Origin of the sequence: Williamwhitmania taraxaci, assembly GCF_900096565.1 — a bacterium.
Lineage (GTDB): Bacteria > Bacteroidota > Bacteroidia > Bacteroidales > Williamwhitmaniaceae > Williamwhitmania > Williamwhitmania taraxaci.
Genome location: NZ_FMYP01000028.1, coordinates 18,958 through 36,117, shown reverse-complemented (window position 1 = coordinate 36,117; position 17,160 = coordinate 18,958). Strand labels below are relative to the sequence as shown.

The following is a 17,160-nucleotide window of genomic DNA, read 5'->3' as shown; positions in this document are numbered from 1 at the left end:
TTCGGCTATAGGCCTATTGCTTTACAACGCGCAGAATCTTCTTCTGGCCATTGCCTTGCAGCACCACAAAGTAAACACCTTGCTTCATCGAACTCATGTCGAGCTTAATGGTTTGCTCCAATCCAGAAGGTTGCTCGCGGTAAACCAATTTTCCGTTAACATCGGTAACCGAAATATCCGAAACCGAGGTAGTGGCAGGAATATCGATAAACAGTGTACCGGAACATGGGTTTGGATAAGCACTGATGGCGCTGAAAAGCTGCTCATCAACACCTGTTTCAATCACATCACGAAGGATAACCTTTACAACCTTGGTGCTCGAAAGCGTTCCATCGCTTACCTCCAGCTCAAGGCTGAATTCGGGATTCACCTCAAAGTCAACAGGCGTAACAGTTTTTACAACCAAGTTGCCGGAAGCATTGTCGTAAGCAAAGGCATCGCCAGTGTTTCCACCCTTGATGGTTACGGTCAGCGGATTAAGATCGCCATCCTTATCGCTTACCTCAACCTTACCAACAACAAAATTCACTGGTGAGTTCTCATCAATGGTGAACGACGTGGAGGTTATCTCCGGTGTATTATCGTTCACGTTGGTGAGATTAATCGTCAACGTTTCGGTGGCAGAAGTATGCAACCCATCGCTAACGGTTACCGAAAGGGTAAAGGTTGGTGTGGTTTCAAAATCGAGTGCCGACGATTGGTTTACCGTAATTGCTCCGGTAGATGCGTCGATGGCAAAGGCATCGCTGGTGTTGCCTGCGGTAATTGTCCATCCTTGGAATAGTGTTCCATAATCAGGATCCGTTGCCAAAACGAGACCAACCGCCGTGCTGTTGTTGGCGTTTTCGTCGATGGCAAAAGATTGAGCTGCTGTAATCACAGGATTTTCATCATTAACTGCTGAAACAATTATGGATACAGTTTGAGACGAACTGGTATTTGTGCCATCAGATACCGTTAGCGTTAATGTAAAGCTGGGGTTAACTGCAGAATTTAATCCAGTATTGTCCACTACAGTAATTGCTCCGGACGAAGAGTTAATGGCAAAATAGCCACTACTGTTTCCGGCAGTAATTGTCCAATTCTGGAAAGTAGTTGCCGTTACATCACCATCGGTAGCTAAAACTGTTCCTACAGGTGTTCCGTTTGGTGACTGTTCCGCAACATAAAAAACTTGCGCGGCGGTAACCACAGGAGCAACATCGTTCAAATCGTTCAGGTTAATGGTTACATCTTCCTCTGCGCTAGTATTCGTTCCGTCGCTTACCGTAACTTTAATGGTAAGTGAGGAATTAATTTCGCGGTCGAGATCACCTGCATCAGCAACGGTTATTTGACCGGTAGCAGCATTTATTGCAAATGCACTACTGCCATCCCCGTTGGGGTTTACATTAGCAGTTATCGCCCAACCGCTGAAAGTTGTTCCAGCATCGGGATCGGTTGCAACAACTGTTCCCACAACTGTTCCTGAAATCAAGTTTTCGTTAATACTGAAACTTTGTGCTGGTGTTACAACTGGCGTTTCGTTCACATTGTTAATGGTAATCGTAAATGCCTTCTCGAAGGACAAACTGCCTTGGTCGGTTGTTCTTACGCGAACCGAGTAGCTGCTCTTGGTCTCGAAGTCGGGACTTGCTGTAATCCGCAAGTTGCTGCCGCTAATGTTGAACGAGGCGTTATCGGTGCCGCCCGTTCCGGCTACCAGCGTATAGGTAAAGGTATTTGCTGCATCGGCATCGGTGCTGCTCAAGGTACCTATTGTAGAGTTGGCCGATACGTTCTCGTTAATTGAGCTGGCCGATAGCGCAACATCTGTTGGGGCTTCGTTCAAATCATTGATGGTAACGGTGAACGCCTTCTCGTAGGTCAAGTTGCCTTGGTCTGTTGTTCTTACGCGAACCGAGTAGCTGCTCTTGGTCTCAAAGTTGGGACTTGCGGTAATCCGCAAGCTGCTGCCGCTGATGTTGAACGAGGCGTTATCGGTGCTTCCTGTTCCTACCACTAACGTATAGGTAAAGGTGTTGCCGGCATCAGGATCGGTGCTGCTCAACAGACCTACTGTAGTGTTTCCTGCTACGTTCTCGTTGATGGCGCTGGCCGATATCTCAACGTCTGTTGGACTTTCGTTCACATTATTAATCGTAATTGTAAATGCCTTCTCGTAGGTCAAGCTGCTTTGGTCGGTTGTTCTTACGCGAACCGAGTAGCTGCTCTTGGTCTCGAAGTCGGGGCTAGCGGTAATTCGCAAGCTGCTGCCGCTGATGTTGAACGAGGCGTTGTCGGTGCTTCCTGTTCCGGTTACCAGCGTATAGGTAAAAGTGTTGCCGGCATCAGGGTCGGTGCTGCTCAAGCTGCCCACCGCGGAATTGGCCGCTACATTCTCGTTAATGGCGCTGGCCGATAACACTATGTCTGTAGGTGCTTCGTTTACGTCACTAATCGTAATGGTAAACGCCTTTTCAAAGAATAAAGTGCCTTGGTCGGTTGTGCGGACTCTAACCGTGTAACTGCTCTTGGTCTCAAAGTCGGGGCTGGCGGTAATTCGCAAGTTGCTACCGCTTATGTTGAACGAGGCGTTGTCGGTGCTGCCCGTTCCTGCCACTAGCGTGTATGTAAAAGTATTACCTGCATCAGGGTCGGTTGAACTCAAGCTGCCTACGGTTGAGTTGCCTGCTACATTCTCGTTGATTGCGCTGGCAGAAATAGCGATGTCGGTCGGGCTTTCGTTCACATTATTAATCGTAATCGTAAATGCCTTCTCGTAGGTCAAGCTGCCTTGGTCGGTTGTTCTTACGCGAACCGAGTAGCTGCTCTTGGTCTCGAAGTCGGGGCTGGCGGTAATTCGCAGGCTGCTACCGCTGATGTTGAACAAGGCGTTATCGGTGCTGCCCGTTCCAGTTACCAGCGTATAGGTAAAGGTGTTGCCGGCATCAGGGTCAGTGGAACTCAAACTGCCTATTGTCGAGTTGGCGGCTACATTTTCGTTGATCGAGCTCGCCGATAGCGCTATATCTGTAGGCGTTTCGTTCACATTATTAATCGTAATCGTAAATGCCTTCTCGTAGGTCAAGCTGCTTTGGTCGGTTGTTCTTACGCGAACCGAGTAGCTGCTCTTGGTCTCGAAGTCGGGGCTGGCGGTAATACGCAAGCTGCTACCGCTGATGTTGAACGAGGCGTTGTCGGTGCTGCCTGTTCCAGCGACTAGTGTGTATGTAAAAGTATTACCTGCATCAGGATCGGTGCTGCTTAATGTGCCTACAGTGGAGTTGGCCGCTACATTCTCGCTAATCGAGCTGGCCGATAGCGCAACGTCTGTTGGTGCTTCAGCAACATCATTTATGGTAATCGTAAATGCCTTCTCGAAGGACAAACTGCCTTGGTCGGTTGTTCTTACGCGAACCGAGTAGCTGCTCTTGGTCTCGAAATCGGGACTTGAGGTAATACGCAAGCTGCTGCCGCTAATGTTGAACGAGGCGTTATCGGTGCTGCCAGTTCCCGCCACTAGCGTATAGGTAAAGGTATTGCCAACATCTGGATCAGTAGTGCTCAAGGTGCCTACAGTTGAGTTGGCAACTACGTTCTCGTTAATAGCAGAAGCGGAAAGTGCAATGTCAGTTGGGGCGTTGTTTACCACTGCTGCTCCCCAGGTAAAATTGTCAATTGCAAAGTAATTAGTAGTTCCACCCAGCGTAATTTCTAACTCATCGATTGCAATATTATCGTATCCAGGTGTTGCAAAATTAACTAATGAAAAACCCCTATTCGTAGAATTAGTATAGCTGGCACTAGCAAAATCAGATGAAGGGGGGCTGTATGTAAACTTCGTTGTACCACCTAATTTTCCAGTTAAAGTTACAGTTACACCAGATGTTTGGTTAGAGTTTCCACCATTGTCTGAAGGATAAAGATATAGACTCTTCACACTAAATGTTGAAGTCGATTTAATTTGACATGGATTAGTCAAAGAAGTAAGGTTGTCTATAAAATTACTACTGCTTAAATAACCATAAGGATTGTAAACATCCACAGCAAAAGCTCCGCCACTTGGATTAAGGGTAAAAGGAACACTGTTGCTGGTAAAACTTGTGGCACCCATGGAAAAACTTTCAAAAGTCTCTGTTGTTTGGGCTGAAGCACCTGTCAAGAAAAACAACAGACTAATGCAAACCACAAAGATTAGCCTGCCAAGATTTCTTAAATAGGAAAGACTGTTTGTTTCATACAGGATGTCGGTCATCCCGAACACCCGTGCTGAATTTAGCTCACTTCGTTCATAAGAACGCATGCGCTTAATTGTGCCTTGAGTAAAGTAGTTTCTCATTTTCTTATTATTTAGTTTGCGTTCACTTTATTACTACACTGAAAATCATTCTAATAAAAATACAAATAAATCAAGTACGATTAGAACAAATTATCTACAACTTTCTAAATAGTGTTTATATCTTTATTGCAATTCGTTAAATTGAAAACCGTAACAATTAAGAATTACCCATAAACACTATGCCGAATATCAAATTCCTTTTTGAAGAACTCCTAAAAGAGACAACAGATGATACAACAGCCATTAATCTGCTGAAGGAGATTGAAGCAATACTGGCAATCGAATCAAATAGTAACACAGATGATTCAATTACCGATGTTCTCCTTTCGCAAGGAGTTGCCATTAATCCCAAACTTGCCGCGCAATGTTTTACCGATTATCTGCGAACACACCGGTTTATGCTTGGAACCTATCAATGTGTTCTTCAACTAATAAATCAGGGAATAAAACCAGTTCAAATACTCTATGCCGGCACGGGTCCTTTTGCTACTATTGTGTTACCACTATTGTATCTTTTTAGTGAGGATGAAATCTCTATCACAACAATTGAGATCAACAGCAACTCTTACACGGCTGCAAATCTCTTAATTAGAAAGTTGAAAAAAGAAAAATACTTCGATTCCACTCTTTTAACTGATGCCATTACTTACTCCCCGGATAGAGAATTCGACATTATTATTTCCGAAACAATGGATAAGGCTTTAACCCGTGAACCACAGCTGGCTATTTTCAGCAACCTTATAAATTACCTTTCTCCTACCGGACAATTAATCCCGGAATGTATAAAAGTCGATCTAGTTGCATCATCAATCTACCTCGAAAAGGATGTACCCTACTATTGTTTCGATGATAAGGAAACTCGGTTGGTAAATCATAAGCATCGGCAGTTTATCGATAATGTAATCTCAGCTGATCGCCATTTTTTCGAAACACAAACGCTTATTCCAAATCAAAGCCTATTCCTGAAAACTGTCAAAACTAGCCAAATTACAGAAAACCTCAACGAACTGATTTTCACAACAGAACTTGTAGTGTTTGATGATGTAGTATTGCTCGAAGATGATTCCACATTAACGAAAAAATACATTTGTTACTCTTTCACTGCAATGGATAAAGGGAAAGAGTTTGATGTACATTACCTCAATAATGATTCACCTCGAATAGCATTAACACCAAAAAACTAAACACACAAGTATGGATTTTGCCAACCCGTAATACATTCATCGTGTATCTCGCTAAAAATTTCGTGGTTATACTTCAAAGAACGTCCCTGCCCGATTATCATTTTCCGGACACAGTTATTACCAATTTCAATTTTTTCTATGTCGATAATTGGAGTTGCATAATTGGAGTCTAGAAAGAAATTCCGATCGCCCCTTGGCGACTTTACCGTTTCATTCTTCATGCTTCTAATTACAGCATCCCAATCACGCTTTAATAAATCGGGGATCAGCTGAGAAAAAAGCGATCCCATTTCGTAACCAAGCAACGCAAACAGATCGGCTTTTGCCCCTGTGCGCATTGTATATTGTTGCTTAAACCGGACATTCATCTCATCCTGTGAATTATATTTCCACAAAGAGGCTGAATAAACAGTCATATTCAGGTTGCTGATTGTATCCAACAACTCCTCAGATGCCATGTGAGCACTAATAATTAAGGGTATCTTTCCTGCCAATCCTGATTGGTGAAATTCAACCAAAAAATCGATCGCTTCAGTCCCACAAAACAAAGCATGGATGTACGAGGGAGGGTCTTTCCTAAACTTTTCAAAGAAATGATCCAGCTGCCCCTTCACCTGCGATTTTCCTTCGATGTAAGGTAATATATGGTTGTCTATCCATTGGGAACCTGCGGATATTGTACCCTGCCTAAATGCGCTATGAAGGTGATAACCGGCATCATATAACGGCATTATAACGGCGCCTTTATCGCCAAATTCCTTTTGTGCCCACAATCCAAGAGAATACTCCGACTGCCATAGCTGAAAACTGTTAAAAAAAAGATGGTTAGAAATATGTTGGGTGTATGGTATGTATTCTCCCATGTCGAAAAAGAATGCAAGCTTTTTCCTGCTTTCAATAATTGGCGCCAACTCGGGCACTTTTTGGTAACTTACAATTCCCGATATAATATCAACATTGTCAAACTGAATCAATTTTTGAACAGCCTCTTTCACAATATTTCCACCACCCTGCTTTATATACTCTGGATAAAAACGAAACAGATTTTGGTATTGCTCCGGCATTGAACAATAAAACCCATTAACAATATTAGGTGTTAATGCAGGATAAATTGATGAATAAGGTGTTAAAAAACCTATTTTAATTGGTTGATTATTAATCATATTGTGTTTTTACGATTATAAGGCTATCCAAAAAAACATTTTGGATAGCCTCTATTTATTCCTTTAATCTCTGGTTGGATAAATTCCATTTAATGCAATAATAAAATTTACTGCTAGGTAAGGCATACGGTTATCAAACGCAGCACCATTCCCCACAGTTGAATTAACCACAGTTGTTGCTCCGCCCGAAACATCAGTTGCTGTATTCATGGCTACGGTTGGCGTTTGGTTGTTATAAATAGTACTTCCAGTAGCACGACCAGCCATAGAGGCAGCCAGTGTTGTCGAACCATTTGTTCCCGGTACGTTATCTGTTCCCGCTGCAGGACTTGCCTTAATGGTTACACTAATTGGTGTTGTAGTTACAGCAGCAGTATGGGTATGTGAAGGTAAATTAGCTGTTGTTAATGCCATACTTTCAGTTCCCCCAATATTCGCTAGATTGTAATTTATTGATGTACCTGGGCGTGTTCCTAAGCCCATAGGTACCCTACCTCGGAAGTCGGGTAAATTAAAAGTTGAACTCCCATTACCTCCAAATGCAATACCTAGCAGTGAAAACAAAGCTGAATTTTGAGCTACATTCATTGATCTACCATCGCACTGTGCCCAGTAACTTGGTGCCCAGCCCATAGGCCAGAGTAAAAGTTGTGCCATAAAAGGATCCATAATACTTAATTTTTTAGTTAATAATTAGGTTGTATAATCTAAAACTTTAGATTCGATTTTGGGTTTATCGGTTTGGCTATACCAAAAATCAATAGATCGGGGAAAGCGGTCTCCAAGTTCGTAATACTTAAGAGGCATGTTTAAGCTGCAATCGTTTAACCCCAGCACCTCTTCGTTAAATACTTTTATAGTTGTATAGAGAAGCAAGTCATGAGGACCTATAAGCGTTTGGGGTATATCCACAACCTTGCGATAGGTGCTTACATCCAACCTTTCTTTGTTTACAGAAAAGAGTTCGCTTATAAATGTAGTTTTGCCTCCCTCTTCCAGCAATTGATCTCCATCCCAAATACCCCTTTTCCTTAGGTATGCATCAATGGTAATTTGCTCGGGAATGAAAATGGTATCGACCCCACACTGCGGAATTAGATTCTGCATTATGGCCACCTGAGGTTCCTTCTTTAATCCTGCCTGCATAGTCTCTGAAATCACTATGTCGTACTGCCTATCAACCTTATAGATACTTGCATCAGACAAAACAAACATCTCTGCAAACACGTCAATACCTAAGGTTCTATAGAGTTTTTCGACAGCTTCAACTGATACAGGATTGATATCTAAGAGTGTTACACGTACCTGCACTGGTGTGTAAAAAGAAAGAAGAGGTGTAATCAACGTGGCATAAGGACCACATCCGGCATAAAGAATATTAACCGTGCTGTTACCTTCCTGAAGTTTTGAATCAATGGCTTTTTTAATACCCCGAAGGAAGATTGCCGTTCGCTTCATTTCAAGGAGACAATGTGCAGCACCCGAGGGTGATATTGCTTTTCCGGAGGGTAAGAGGATATCGCCATCGCCCAACTTGTGGATGTCAACGCCGGTAATCGAGCTGAATTGCTGATACAACTCATCGCAAGCACGATTCATGAGGAAAAAATCGTCCTTACAGTAAATCAACTCCTTCCCGGCTAATTGGTCTGGGTAAGTCATATGCTTGTTTACTTATATGCTCTATTTTTAGGCAATCGATAAGAAATTACAATTTTACTCCGACCTATTCTATGTACTCAACTTTAAAGAAATGCTTACATCCTAATCACTGCGGAAAAATGTGGAAATCAAACCATTCTAACTTCGTTAATAAATGTACACCATTCTGAAAATACAAAAAAATATTTTCAGAACTTATTTTCAACATAATAAACGAACAGTAGCATTTCAACCAAATCTCACCAGAATACAGCGTCTGATATTCAAAGGCAGGGTAAGACAAACCTATTCAATAACCAAAGTTAGGCTCATTGCAGGGATATCTATTTATCAGAATCAACAAAAGAGGTATCTAAATTGACAAAAACGAAATTATTTATCTGGACATACCACCCGACACAAGTAGACTTATTTGCTTATATTTCATAACATTGAGTCGAAATATAAATTAAAATCACCTTGTCAATGCTAAATACAGACGAAATTCTATCCGATATTGTCGCTCGATATTAAGATGCAGGAAAGTAAACCATATAGAACCCATCTTGGGGGAATTCGGTTCTATATACAGTGCAAGAGGCACAAAACTATGGTAAAAAAGAGATGTAACCTTTTTTGGCGGCGCGCCCAGTCGCAACCAAGCGCATCGTGCCTCTTTACGCCGCCATCTCTGGAGCCACATTCAACGAAATACACCATATGTTTAACTGCTATTTCAGCGAGATGCAGCCGATAAAATCCCAATGTTATAAGCAAGCCCAGAACCACGTAATTGCCTATTATAAAGCACGAACTACCCTAGAAATGCAAAAATCCCGACCATCTTGCGATGATCGGGATTCCGTGGGCCCAGTTGGTATCGAATCCCGAGATTCTTCTCCCGAGGTTCTTCCGAGCGAAGCAAGGTTAGAACCACGTGGATTCCCGCGAAGCGGCACCAACTCCCCTCTGATTATTCCGCTGAATTTTGTAGGGAGATTAATCGCTCAATGTAGGCCCTGCTCTTATGTCCCTTTATCTCCATTTCCCGTTTATACGCTTCTGACCTTGTTTCAAATTGCTCCCAACAAACCAGCTGCCATGGTATACCTCGAGAAGAGTAGCGTTCTTTTCCTGCATTATGACGCTTTACTCGCTCTTCAATATTTAGAGTACTACCAATATAATAACTTCCATCCTTTTTAGATTGTAGTATATAGGTGAAGTAGGCCATTTTTATGCACAAGTTACAAAATCCCATGATTCCTCCGAGAGAAACAAGGTCAGAACCGCGTGGATTCCGCTTCGCGGAACCCCCATAAACTGCAAAAATCCCGACCATCTTGCGATGATCGGGATTCCGTGGGCCCAGTTGGTATCGAACCAACGACCCTCTGATTATGAGTCAGATGCTCTAACCGACTGAGCTATGGGCCCAAGGGCTTTCCCGTTTGGAAAAGTTTGCCTTATTTTGCGGTGCAATGTTAACCATTTACAACGGATTATTCAATACCCACTCACAACTTTTTGCATGCAACCAAAATTTTTCAGCCAATTCAACAGCCCCATTCGTAGCGTTATTTTTGATCTTGGGGGAGTTATCCTTCCAATCGATTACCAACTTACCCTTAATAAATTTGAGGATATAGGATTCGAAAACTTTCAGCAGACCTTTACCCAGGCTGCCCAAAACCAAACCTTCGACCTTCTCGATAAAGGATTAATTGACCCAGCAGCCTTCCGCAACGAGATTCGTAGGCTTGCCGCCAAGGAAATTCCCGATACCGATATCGATGCCGCCTGGAACGCTATGCTCCTCGACTTTATCCCCTCACGCCTTCGCGTTCTTGAACAGGTAAAACGGTGCTGTAACACTTATCTGCTAAGCAATACCAACGAGATTCACTACGATGTATATATCAAACAGCTGTTCGCCAAAACAGGGTTAGAGTCGCTCTCCCAATTCTTCAATAAAGAGTATTACTCACACCTCATCCATTTGCGAAAGCCCGATGCTGCATCTTTTGAACTCATACTCCGCGAAAATAACCTCACGGCCTCCGAAACACTCTTTATCGACGATACGCTCCAGCACGTGCAGGGTGCACAACGGGTTGGTTTAAAGGCGTACCATCTTAAAGTTAACGAAGGAGAATCCATCGAAGCCCTCTTCGCCGATATCCTTTAGCATGCTTGCTTGATCCGGTATTGGACTTCGGAACGTAACATTTCTCTCCGTTAGCCAATTAAATGTGTGTTTCGGACCTAAAAATTTGTTATTTCTGTACCGAAACATATCTTTGTGGGATTTTTAAAATTCCAACCAAAATATTGGCTGGAATTATTCGACTGCGCTTATAGCGTAGTGTTTTGTTTTTAGTAGAAGTAGTAGAGTTTTATAAGGAAAAATCGCATTATCAATGAGTACCAAATTTCCCGAATACAAAGGACTGGACCTGTCGCAGGTAAACAAGGATGTTTTAAAAACCTGGGGCGAGAATGATACTTTTCACAAAAGTTTAAAGGAACGGGAGGGTCATCCCACATTTGTATTTTACGAAGGACCTCCTTCGGCAAACGGCATTCCTGGTATTCACCACGTAATGGCGCGTACCATAAAAGATATGTTTTGCCGTTACAAGACCCAGAAGGGATTTCAAGTTCACCGCAAGGCTGGATGGGATACTCATGGTTTGCCCGTTGAACTCGGCGTAGAGAAAATGCTCGGAATCACCAAGGAGGACATTGGCAAAACAATTTCCGTTGAAGAGTATAACAAAACCTGCCGCAAGGAGGTAATGAAGTATACCGATCTCTGGGAAGATTTAACCCACAAGATGGGATACTGGGTGGATATGAAAAATCCATACATCACCTACGATAACCGTTACATTGAAACGCTTTGGTACCTAATCAGCAAGCTCTACGAAAAGGGCCTATTGTATAAGGGTTACTCCATACAACCATACTCTCCTGCTGCAGGAACGGGCCTAAGCACGCACGAACTCAACCAACCCGGTTGCTACAAAGACGTTAAGGACACTACCATGGTGGCCCAGTTTAAGGTGGTTTTAGATTCGAAAAGCGATTTCCTCTTTAAGGATACCGACGATGAGGTTTTCTTCATTGCTTGGACCACTACCCCTTGGACTTTGCCCTCCAACACTGCCCTTGCGGTGGGGAAAGGTATTACCTATGTGCGCATAAGAACCTTTAATCCATATACATCGTTACCAGTTGTACTTATCCTTGCTAAGGATCTCTATGGAAACTACTTCCCCGAGAAGAATAAAGACCTTAGTTTTGAGGAGTATAAACCAGGCGATAAAAATATCCCATACGAAATCCTTTCGGAGCACAAGGGAAAAGATTTGGAAGGCTGCCGCTACGAGCAACTTATGCCCTACCAGCAACCTACCGACGGCGATGCCTTCCGTGTGCTATGCGGCGACTTTGTTTCCACCGAAGATGGAACCGGAATTGTGCACATCGCCCCAAGCTTTGGTGCCGATGACTTTCGCGTGGCCAAGCAAAACGGAATTGGCTCACTGACCCTAGTCGATAAAACCGGACGATTCGTCGATGGCATGGGTGAATTCAGTGGCCGTTTCGTGAAAAACGAATACGACGACACGCTACCCAAGGATGCACCCACTCTGGATGTGGACATTGCGGTAAAGCTTAAGTTGGAAAACAAAGCCTTCAAAATTGAGAAGTACGAGCACAGCTACCCTCACTGCTGGCGTACCGATAAGCCCGTGCTTTACTATCCGCTCGACAGCTGGTTTATTAAGACAACCGCCGTGCGCGAACGCATGATGCAGCTCAACGATACCATCAACTGGAAGCCACAAAGCACCGGAGTAGGTCGCTTTGGAAAATGGCTTGAGAACCTAGTGGACTGGAACCTTTCACGCTCCCGCTACTGGGGAACACCACTTCCAATTTGGGCAACAGAAGACCATGGCGAACGTATTTGCATTGGCTCCGTTGCGCAGATGAAACTCGAGATCGAAAAATCGGTTAAGGCTGGTTTAATGCAGACTAACCCTCTTGCCGAATTCAACGAAAATGATTTCTCTAAGGAAAATTACGATAAATTCGATCTACACCGACCATTTGTCGATGATGTAGTCCTCGTTTCAAGCAAAGGCGAAAAGATGGTTCGCGAACTCGACCTCATTGATGTTTGGTTCGATTCCGGCGCCATGCCATACGCCCAGGTTCACTATCCCTTCGAAATGGGCGAAAAGGAATTGCACGAGGTTTTTCCAGCCGATTATATTGCAGAAGGTGTAGACCAAACACGTGGCTGGTTTTTTACCCTCCATGCTCTCTCCACCATGCTCTTCGATTCTGTAGCCTTCAAAAACATCATCTCCAATGGACTGGTGCTCGACAAGAACGGAAACAAGATGAGCAAGCGTCTCGGCAATGGTGTTGATCCATTCCAAGCCATTGAGCAGTATGGATCGGACCCACTTCGCTGGTATATGATTACCAATTCACAGCCTTGGGATAACCTAAAGTTCGACCCAGCAGGCATCGATGAGGTAAGGCGTAAGTTCTTTGGAACGCTCTACAACACCTACTCCTTCTTTTCCCTCTACGCCAACGTGGATGGATTTACTGGTAAGGAAGCAGAGATCCCCGTGAACCAACGACCGGAAATTGACCGTTGGGTAATCTCCCAGCTGCATAGCCTTGTGAAGGAAGTTACCGACGCCTTCGAAAACTATGAACCAACCCGTGCTGGTCGTGCTATTCAAGATTTCGTCACTGAAAATCTAAGTAACTGGTACGTGCGCCTCAACCGCAAACGTTACTGGGGTGGTGAATACGATAACGACAAAATTGCGGCCTACCAAACGCTATACACTTGCTTGGAAACCGTTGCCTTGCTGGCGGCTCCCATTGCACCATTTTATATGGATCAACTGTTTACCGATCTCAACAATGTTACCGGTAAGCACCAGAACCAAAGTGTACACTTGGCCAAATTCCCTGAGTGTAACGACCAACTTATCGACAAAAAATTGGAAGTGAGAATGGATATTGCCCAAAAGGTATCATCCATGGTGCTTGGCCTTCGGCGCAAGGTGAGCATTAAGGTGCGTCAACCGCTTTCGAGGATTATGATCCCCGTGCTCGACACCGAAATGCAGGAGAATGTTGAAGCGGTTAAAAACCTAATCCTTACCGAACTAAACGTGAAGGAATTGGAGTATATCTTTGACACCAAGGGCATGTTGGTTAAAAAGATTAAACCAAACTTCAAAACGCTTGGACCAAAGTTTGGTAAGCAAATGAAAGAAATATCCACCATTGTAGGCACTTTCACTCAAGACGACATACAAAAGGTAGAAGCAAACGGTTCTTACACCATACACACAAAAGATGGCGATCTCGAACTGCTCCTCGAAGATTTTGAAATCCTTTCGGAAGATATTCCCGGTTGGCTTGTTGCCAGCGAGGGAAGACTTACCGTGGCACTCGATATTACCATTACCGATGACCTACGTGAGGAAGGAATTGCGCGTGAACTGATTAACCGTATCCAGAATATCCGAAAAGATATTGGTTTAGATGTAACTGATAAGATTAATATCCGTATTGGTAGAAATCCTATCATCAATGATGCGGTAGTGAAGCACAAATCTTACATATCAACACAAACATTAGCGGTTGATATTTTGTTGGAAGACTCGCTTTCTGGCGGAGCGATTCACGAGGTAGAACTTGATCCTGATCTGGTTCTACATATTGGGGTAGAGAAGGCCATCTAACGGTTGGCTGTAAGAAAATATTTATATCTTTAAGAAAATTTTAGGGCTATGGCTGAAACTGAAAAAACAAGATACAACGATGAAGAGCTTGCCGAGTTCAAGGAACTGATTATTCAAAAACTCGAAAAGGCCCGTAAAGACTACGACACGTTAAAAGCCTCTATCACAAATAGCGAGAGCAACGATACCCAAGATACTTCTCCTACATTTAAGGTGTTGGAGGAAGGTGCGTCTACCCTATCGAAAGAAGAGTCGAGTAAGTTGGCACAACGCCAGCAAAAATTTATTTCTCACTTGGAAGCTGCACTGCTAAGGGTTCAGAATAAAACGTACGGCATTTGTCGCGAAACAGGAAAACTCATTTCCAAGGATCGCTTACGTGCTGTGCCCCATGCAACACTTAGCATCGAAGCAAAAAACAACCAAGTGTAAGCAAAACACACATCATTATAGCCGGTGGAAATGCTCCTCCGGCTATTTTTTTGCACTCCCGTCATGCTCCAATCCGTAATATTTAGGTTTTCGGTGGAAAAGAAAATAGAATAATCATTTACCTGTAGCGGTTGAACTCTTATTTTGCTAGTTTTGCACGTTATTGTTAAAGGGTTGCCTAACCCTTGTGAATTAGAGAGATCATCCATACGAAGTGAAACAAAAATATAATGCAATAAGATGAAGCGTTTAAGCATATTGCAACAGGCAGCCCTGGTCGTATTCGCCGTGCTACTGCTTGATCAATCGGTGAAAATTTGGATCAAGATGACCATGAAAATTGGCGACTCTTTTCAGGTTTTTGGGAACTGGTTCTACATCCTGTTTACCGAAAACAAGGGGATGGCATTTGGAATGGAATTTGGCGGCGACTTTGGCAAATTGGCCTTAAGCCTATTTCGAATTGTAGCGGTGATTGGTATAGGCTGGTATCTGCACAAACTTTCGAAAAGCAACGCCTCCAAGGGGCTCATTTTCGGACTAGCTCTCGTTCTTGCCGGTGCTCTAGGTAATATTATAGATTCCATGGTGTATGGTATGCTCTTTACCGATTCCTACGGCCGGATGGCTGAGTTTCTACCGGCTGCAGGAGGATACGCCTCGTTCCTGCATGGCCGAGTGGTCGACATGCTATACTTCCCTCTTTTTGAAGGCTTCTATCCCTCTTGGATACCCTTTGTAGGTGGCGAAGAGTTCGTTTTCTTTCGACCAATTTTTAACATTGCCGATTCTTCCATTAGCATCGGGGTAGTTTACCTCCTGATTTTTCACCGAAAAGAACTTTTTAAAGAAGAGCACAAAACAATAGAGGATCAAGAAACTCCAGCGAAGAACGCAGAATAAGGATACAAAACATATAAAAACCGGGCAGTGCGCTCGGTTTTTTTTTTGCCCATATCGGAGTATATCTAACCGATATCCATCTACTTTGTCAATCAAATATCAGTTGATCTCCCTCATTTACTTGCTGTTTTTCGCACCTGCATCGAAATAATGGCCACCGGTGTAACTAAGTATTGCGAGGTATCCGCTTGCTGCTGGATTTTTTGCACCACGTCCATTCCTGCTACTACGTGACCAAAGGCCGAGAAGCCTTGTCCATCGGGATTGCGGCGTCCACCATAATCCAGCTCGGGCTGGTTGCCAATGCAGATGAAAAACTCCGACGATGCCGTTCCTGGAACCGATCGCGCCATTGAGATTACCCCATCGGTATGGAGAATACCCGTTTCTTGCGTTGTCTCGTGACGAATTGAACCCAACCGATCAATCAAGGAGTCAACAAACAAGCCCCCTTGAATAACCTCAATAGGATACTTGGAGTTAAATTGGTTATCGAGCCTCACCACACGGTAGAATGAACTGTTGCTATAGTTGCCGTGCTCCACGAGAGAGAGAAAATTTCTTCCCGAAACAACTGATCGAACGGTATCTACTTCAATGGTAATAACGCCCTGATTGGTCTGAATCACCACACAAGGTAAGTCGGGCTGGCTTCGATGGAAACCAAAAAAAAGTGCCGATAGCAATCCAGCTACCAGCACTATAGATATTATTGTAAATCGCTTCACTGCCGAGGCATTAATCTTCCGATTTATTAAGATACTCATCAAACATCAACTTCATGCGCCTGATCTCTTTTAGTGGACCACTCACAACAATCGGATTCTCGGTACTATTAATGGTAACGGTATCTTCATAAAGCATAAAGAACTTTTTCATACCATTCTTATACCGATAGTTAAGGATATAACCCTCCTCGCTCTCCTTTACAAAACCAATGGCGTCCATTATTTTCTCAACTTGCTGACGATCATCGGCAAAAGTGCGATTAAGGTGAATGCTCCGCTTACCAAACCCAATCAATGGGAAAATAAAGGAAAAGGCTACACCTATTAAAAGATACGTTTTTATCATCCCGGGATTAAAATCCTTGAACGCTTCCGATTTCATCGATTCCATAATCAGAACCATTGTACCAAGAAGCACAAAGAAATAAACCAGATACTTTGCAACGCGAATTAAGTACTTTTTCATATTCAGCTGTTTTTGTTAGAGCAAAAATAGTAAAATATACTTTCCGTTTGCTATTATTGCATAACTGTTAACTCTCAGAAAAATACAATTCTATGAAAAAGTTCCTCTTTACTGTTATTTCGCTGCTTTTTGCAGGCTCCCTACTGGCACAGCCCGAAAATAAGGTTGTGGGAGTATGGCTTACACAAGACAAGGACTCCAAGATAGAGGTTTCCAAAGGGAAAGATGGAAAATTCCATGGAAACATTGTTTGGCTCAAGGAACCAAACCGAAATGGACAACCAAAAAAGGACGAGAAAAATCCTGAAGTAAAACTAAGAAGCAGACCTACGCTGGGGTTGAACCTACTTTCCGGTTTTTCTTTCGACAAGAGCAAGAACGAATGGGTGGATGGCACCATCTACGATCCCAAATCGGGTAAAACTTATAAATGCCTTATGTGGTTTGAGGATGAACCCAACGTACTCCACGTAAAGGGATTCATTGGCTTCTCGCTCATTGGCAAAGAGATTGAGTGGACTAAATCTACCATGTAA

At 43.4% G+C, this 17,160-nt stretch carries 13 protein-coding genes and 1 tRNA gene; 6 read left to right on the top strand and 8 right to left on the bottom strand.

Features of this window, described 5'->3' with window-relative positions; genetic code table 11:
- Window positions 1-13 precede the first annotated feature (13 nt).
- Window positions 14-4,321 (bottom strand): cadherin domain-containing protein, encoded by a 4,308-nt coding sequence (locus BLS65_RS08840; protein ID WP_092438064.1) that lies wholly within the window; start codon window positions 4,319-4,321, stop codon window positions 14-16.
- 179 nt (window positions 4,322-4,500) lie between these two features.
- Between BLS65_RS08840 and BLS65_RS08835 the strand changes: the two genes are divergently transcribed.
- Window positions 4,501-5,505 carry an SAM-dependent methyltransferase gene (locus tag BLS65_RS08835; protein ID WP_092438062.1) on the top strand — a complete coding sequence of 335 codons (1,005 nt, stop codon included), beginning with the start codon at window positions 4,501-4,503 and terminating at the stop codon, window positions 5,503-5,505.
- Here BLS65_RS08835 and BLS65_RS08830 read toward each other — a convergent pair.
- The 5 genes from BLS65_RS08830 to BLS65_RS08810 form a co-directional block, all read right to left on the bottom strand.
- On the bottom strand, window positions 5,502-6,668 hold the full coding sequence (locus BLS65_RS08830; RefSeq protein WP_092438060.1) for an ABC transporter substrate-binding protein: 1,167 nt from the start codon (window positions 6,666-6,668) through the stop codon (window positions 5,502-5,504). The genes BLS65_RS08835 and BLS65_RS08830 overlap by 4 nt on opposite strands.
- Window positions 6,669-6,731: 63 nt before the next feature.
- Window positions 6,732-7,337: a phage tail protein gene (locus tag BLS65_RS08825; protein ID WP_092438058.1), complete on the bottom strand. Its 606-nt coding sequence runs from the start codon at window positions 7,335-7,337 to the stop codon at window positions 6,732-6,734.
- 24 nt (window positions 7,338-7,361) lie between these two features.
- Window positions 7,362-8,330 (bottom strand): SAM-dependent methyltransferase, encoded by a 969-nt coding sequence (locus BLS65_RS08820; protein ID WP_092438056.1) that lies wholly within the window; start codon window positions 8,328-8,330, stop codon window positions 7,362-7,364.
- A 952-nt stretch (window positions 8,331-9,282) separates the two neighbouring features.
- Window positions 9,283-9,696, bottom strand: a complete 414-nt coding sequence (locus tag BLS65_RS08815) for a GIY-YIG nuclease family protein (RefSeq protein ID WP_212590519.1) — start codon at window positions 9,694-9,696, stop codon at window positions 9,283-9,285.
- A tRNA-Ile gene (locus BLS65_RS08810) sits at window positions 9,673-9,746 on the bottom strand. Before BLS65_RS08810 ends, BLS65_RS08815 begins: the two co-directional genes overlap by 24 nt.
- Before the next feature lie 94 nt (window positions 9,747-9,840).
- Between BLS65_RS08810 and BLS65_RS08805 the strand changes: the two genes are divergently transcribed.
- From BLS65_RS08805 to BLS65_RS08790, 4 genes are all read left to right on the top strand, one after another.
- Entirely contained in the window at window positions 9,841-10,497 is a 657-nt protein-coding gene (locus tag BLS65_RS08805; protein WP_170830050.1) for an HAD family hydrolase, read from the top strand.
- 232 nt (window positions 10,498-10,729) lie between these two features.
- On the top strand, window positions 10,730-14,095 hold the full coding sequence (gene ileS, locus BLS65_RS08800) for an isoleucine--tRNA ligase (protein ID WP_092438052.1): 3,366 nt from the start codon (window positions 10,730-10,732) through the stop codon (window positions 14,093-14,095).
- Window positions 14,096-14,143: 48 nt separating this feature from the next.
- A complete protein-coding gene (locus BLS65_RS08795; protein WP_092438050.1) occupies window positions 14,144-14,527 on the top strand; it encodes a TraR/DksA family transcriptional regulator in 384 nt (127 codons plus the stop codon).
- A gap of 240 nt (window positions 14,528-14,767) precedes the next feature.
- Window positions 14,768-15,430 carry a lipoprotein signal peptidase gene (locus BLS65_RS08790; RefSeq protein ID WP_092438048.1) on the top strand — a complete coding sequence of 221 codons (663 nt, stop codon included), beginning with the start codon at window positions 14,768-14,770 and terminating at the stop codon, window positions 15,428-15,430.
- 113 nt (window positions 15,431-15,543) lie between these two features.
- Here BLS65_RS08790 and BLS65_RS08785 read toward each other — a convergent pair whose 3' ends face one another.
- Both BLS65_RS08785 and BLS65_RS08780 read right to left on the bottom strand, forming a co-directional pair.
- Window positions 15,544-16,197, bottom strand: a complete 654-nt coding sequence (locus tag BLS65_RS08785; protein ID WP_092438046.1) for a peptidylprolyl isomerase — start codon at window positions 16,195-16,197, stop codon at window positions 15,544-15,546.
- Window positions 16,169-16,624 (bottom strand): hypothetical protein, encoded by a 456-nt coding sequence (locus tag BLS65_RS08780; RefSeq protein ID WP_092438044.1) that lies wholly within the window; start codon window positions 16,622-16,624, stop codon window positions 16,169-16,171. Before BLS65_RS08780 ends, BLS65_RS08785 begins: the two co-directional genes overlap by 29 nt.
- A gap of 92 nt (window positions 16,625-16,716) precedes the next feature.
- On the opposite strand from BLS65_RS08780, the gene BLS65_RS08775 reads away from it, so the two are divergent.
- Window positions 16,717-17,160, top strand: a complete 444-nt coding sequence (locus BLS65_RS08775) for a DUF2147 domain-containing protein (protein ID WP_092438042.1) — start codon at window positions 16,717-16,719, stop codon at window positions 17,158-17,160.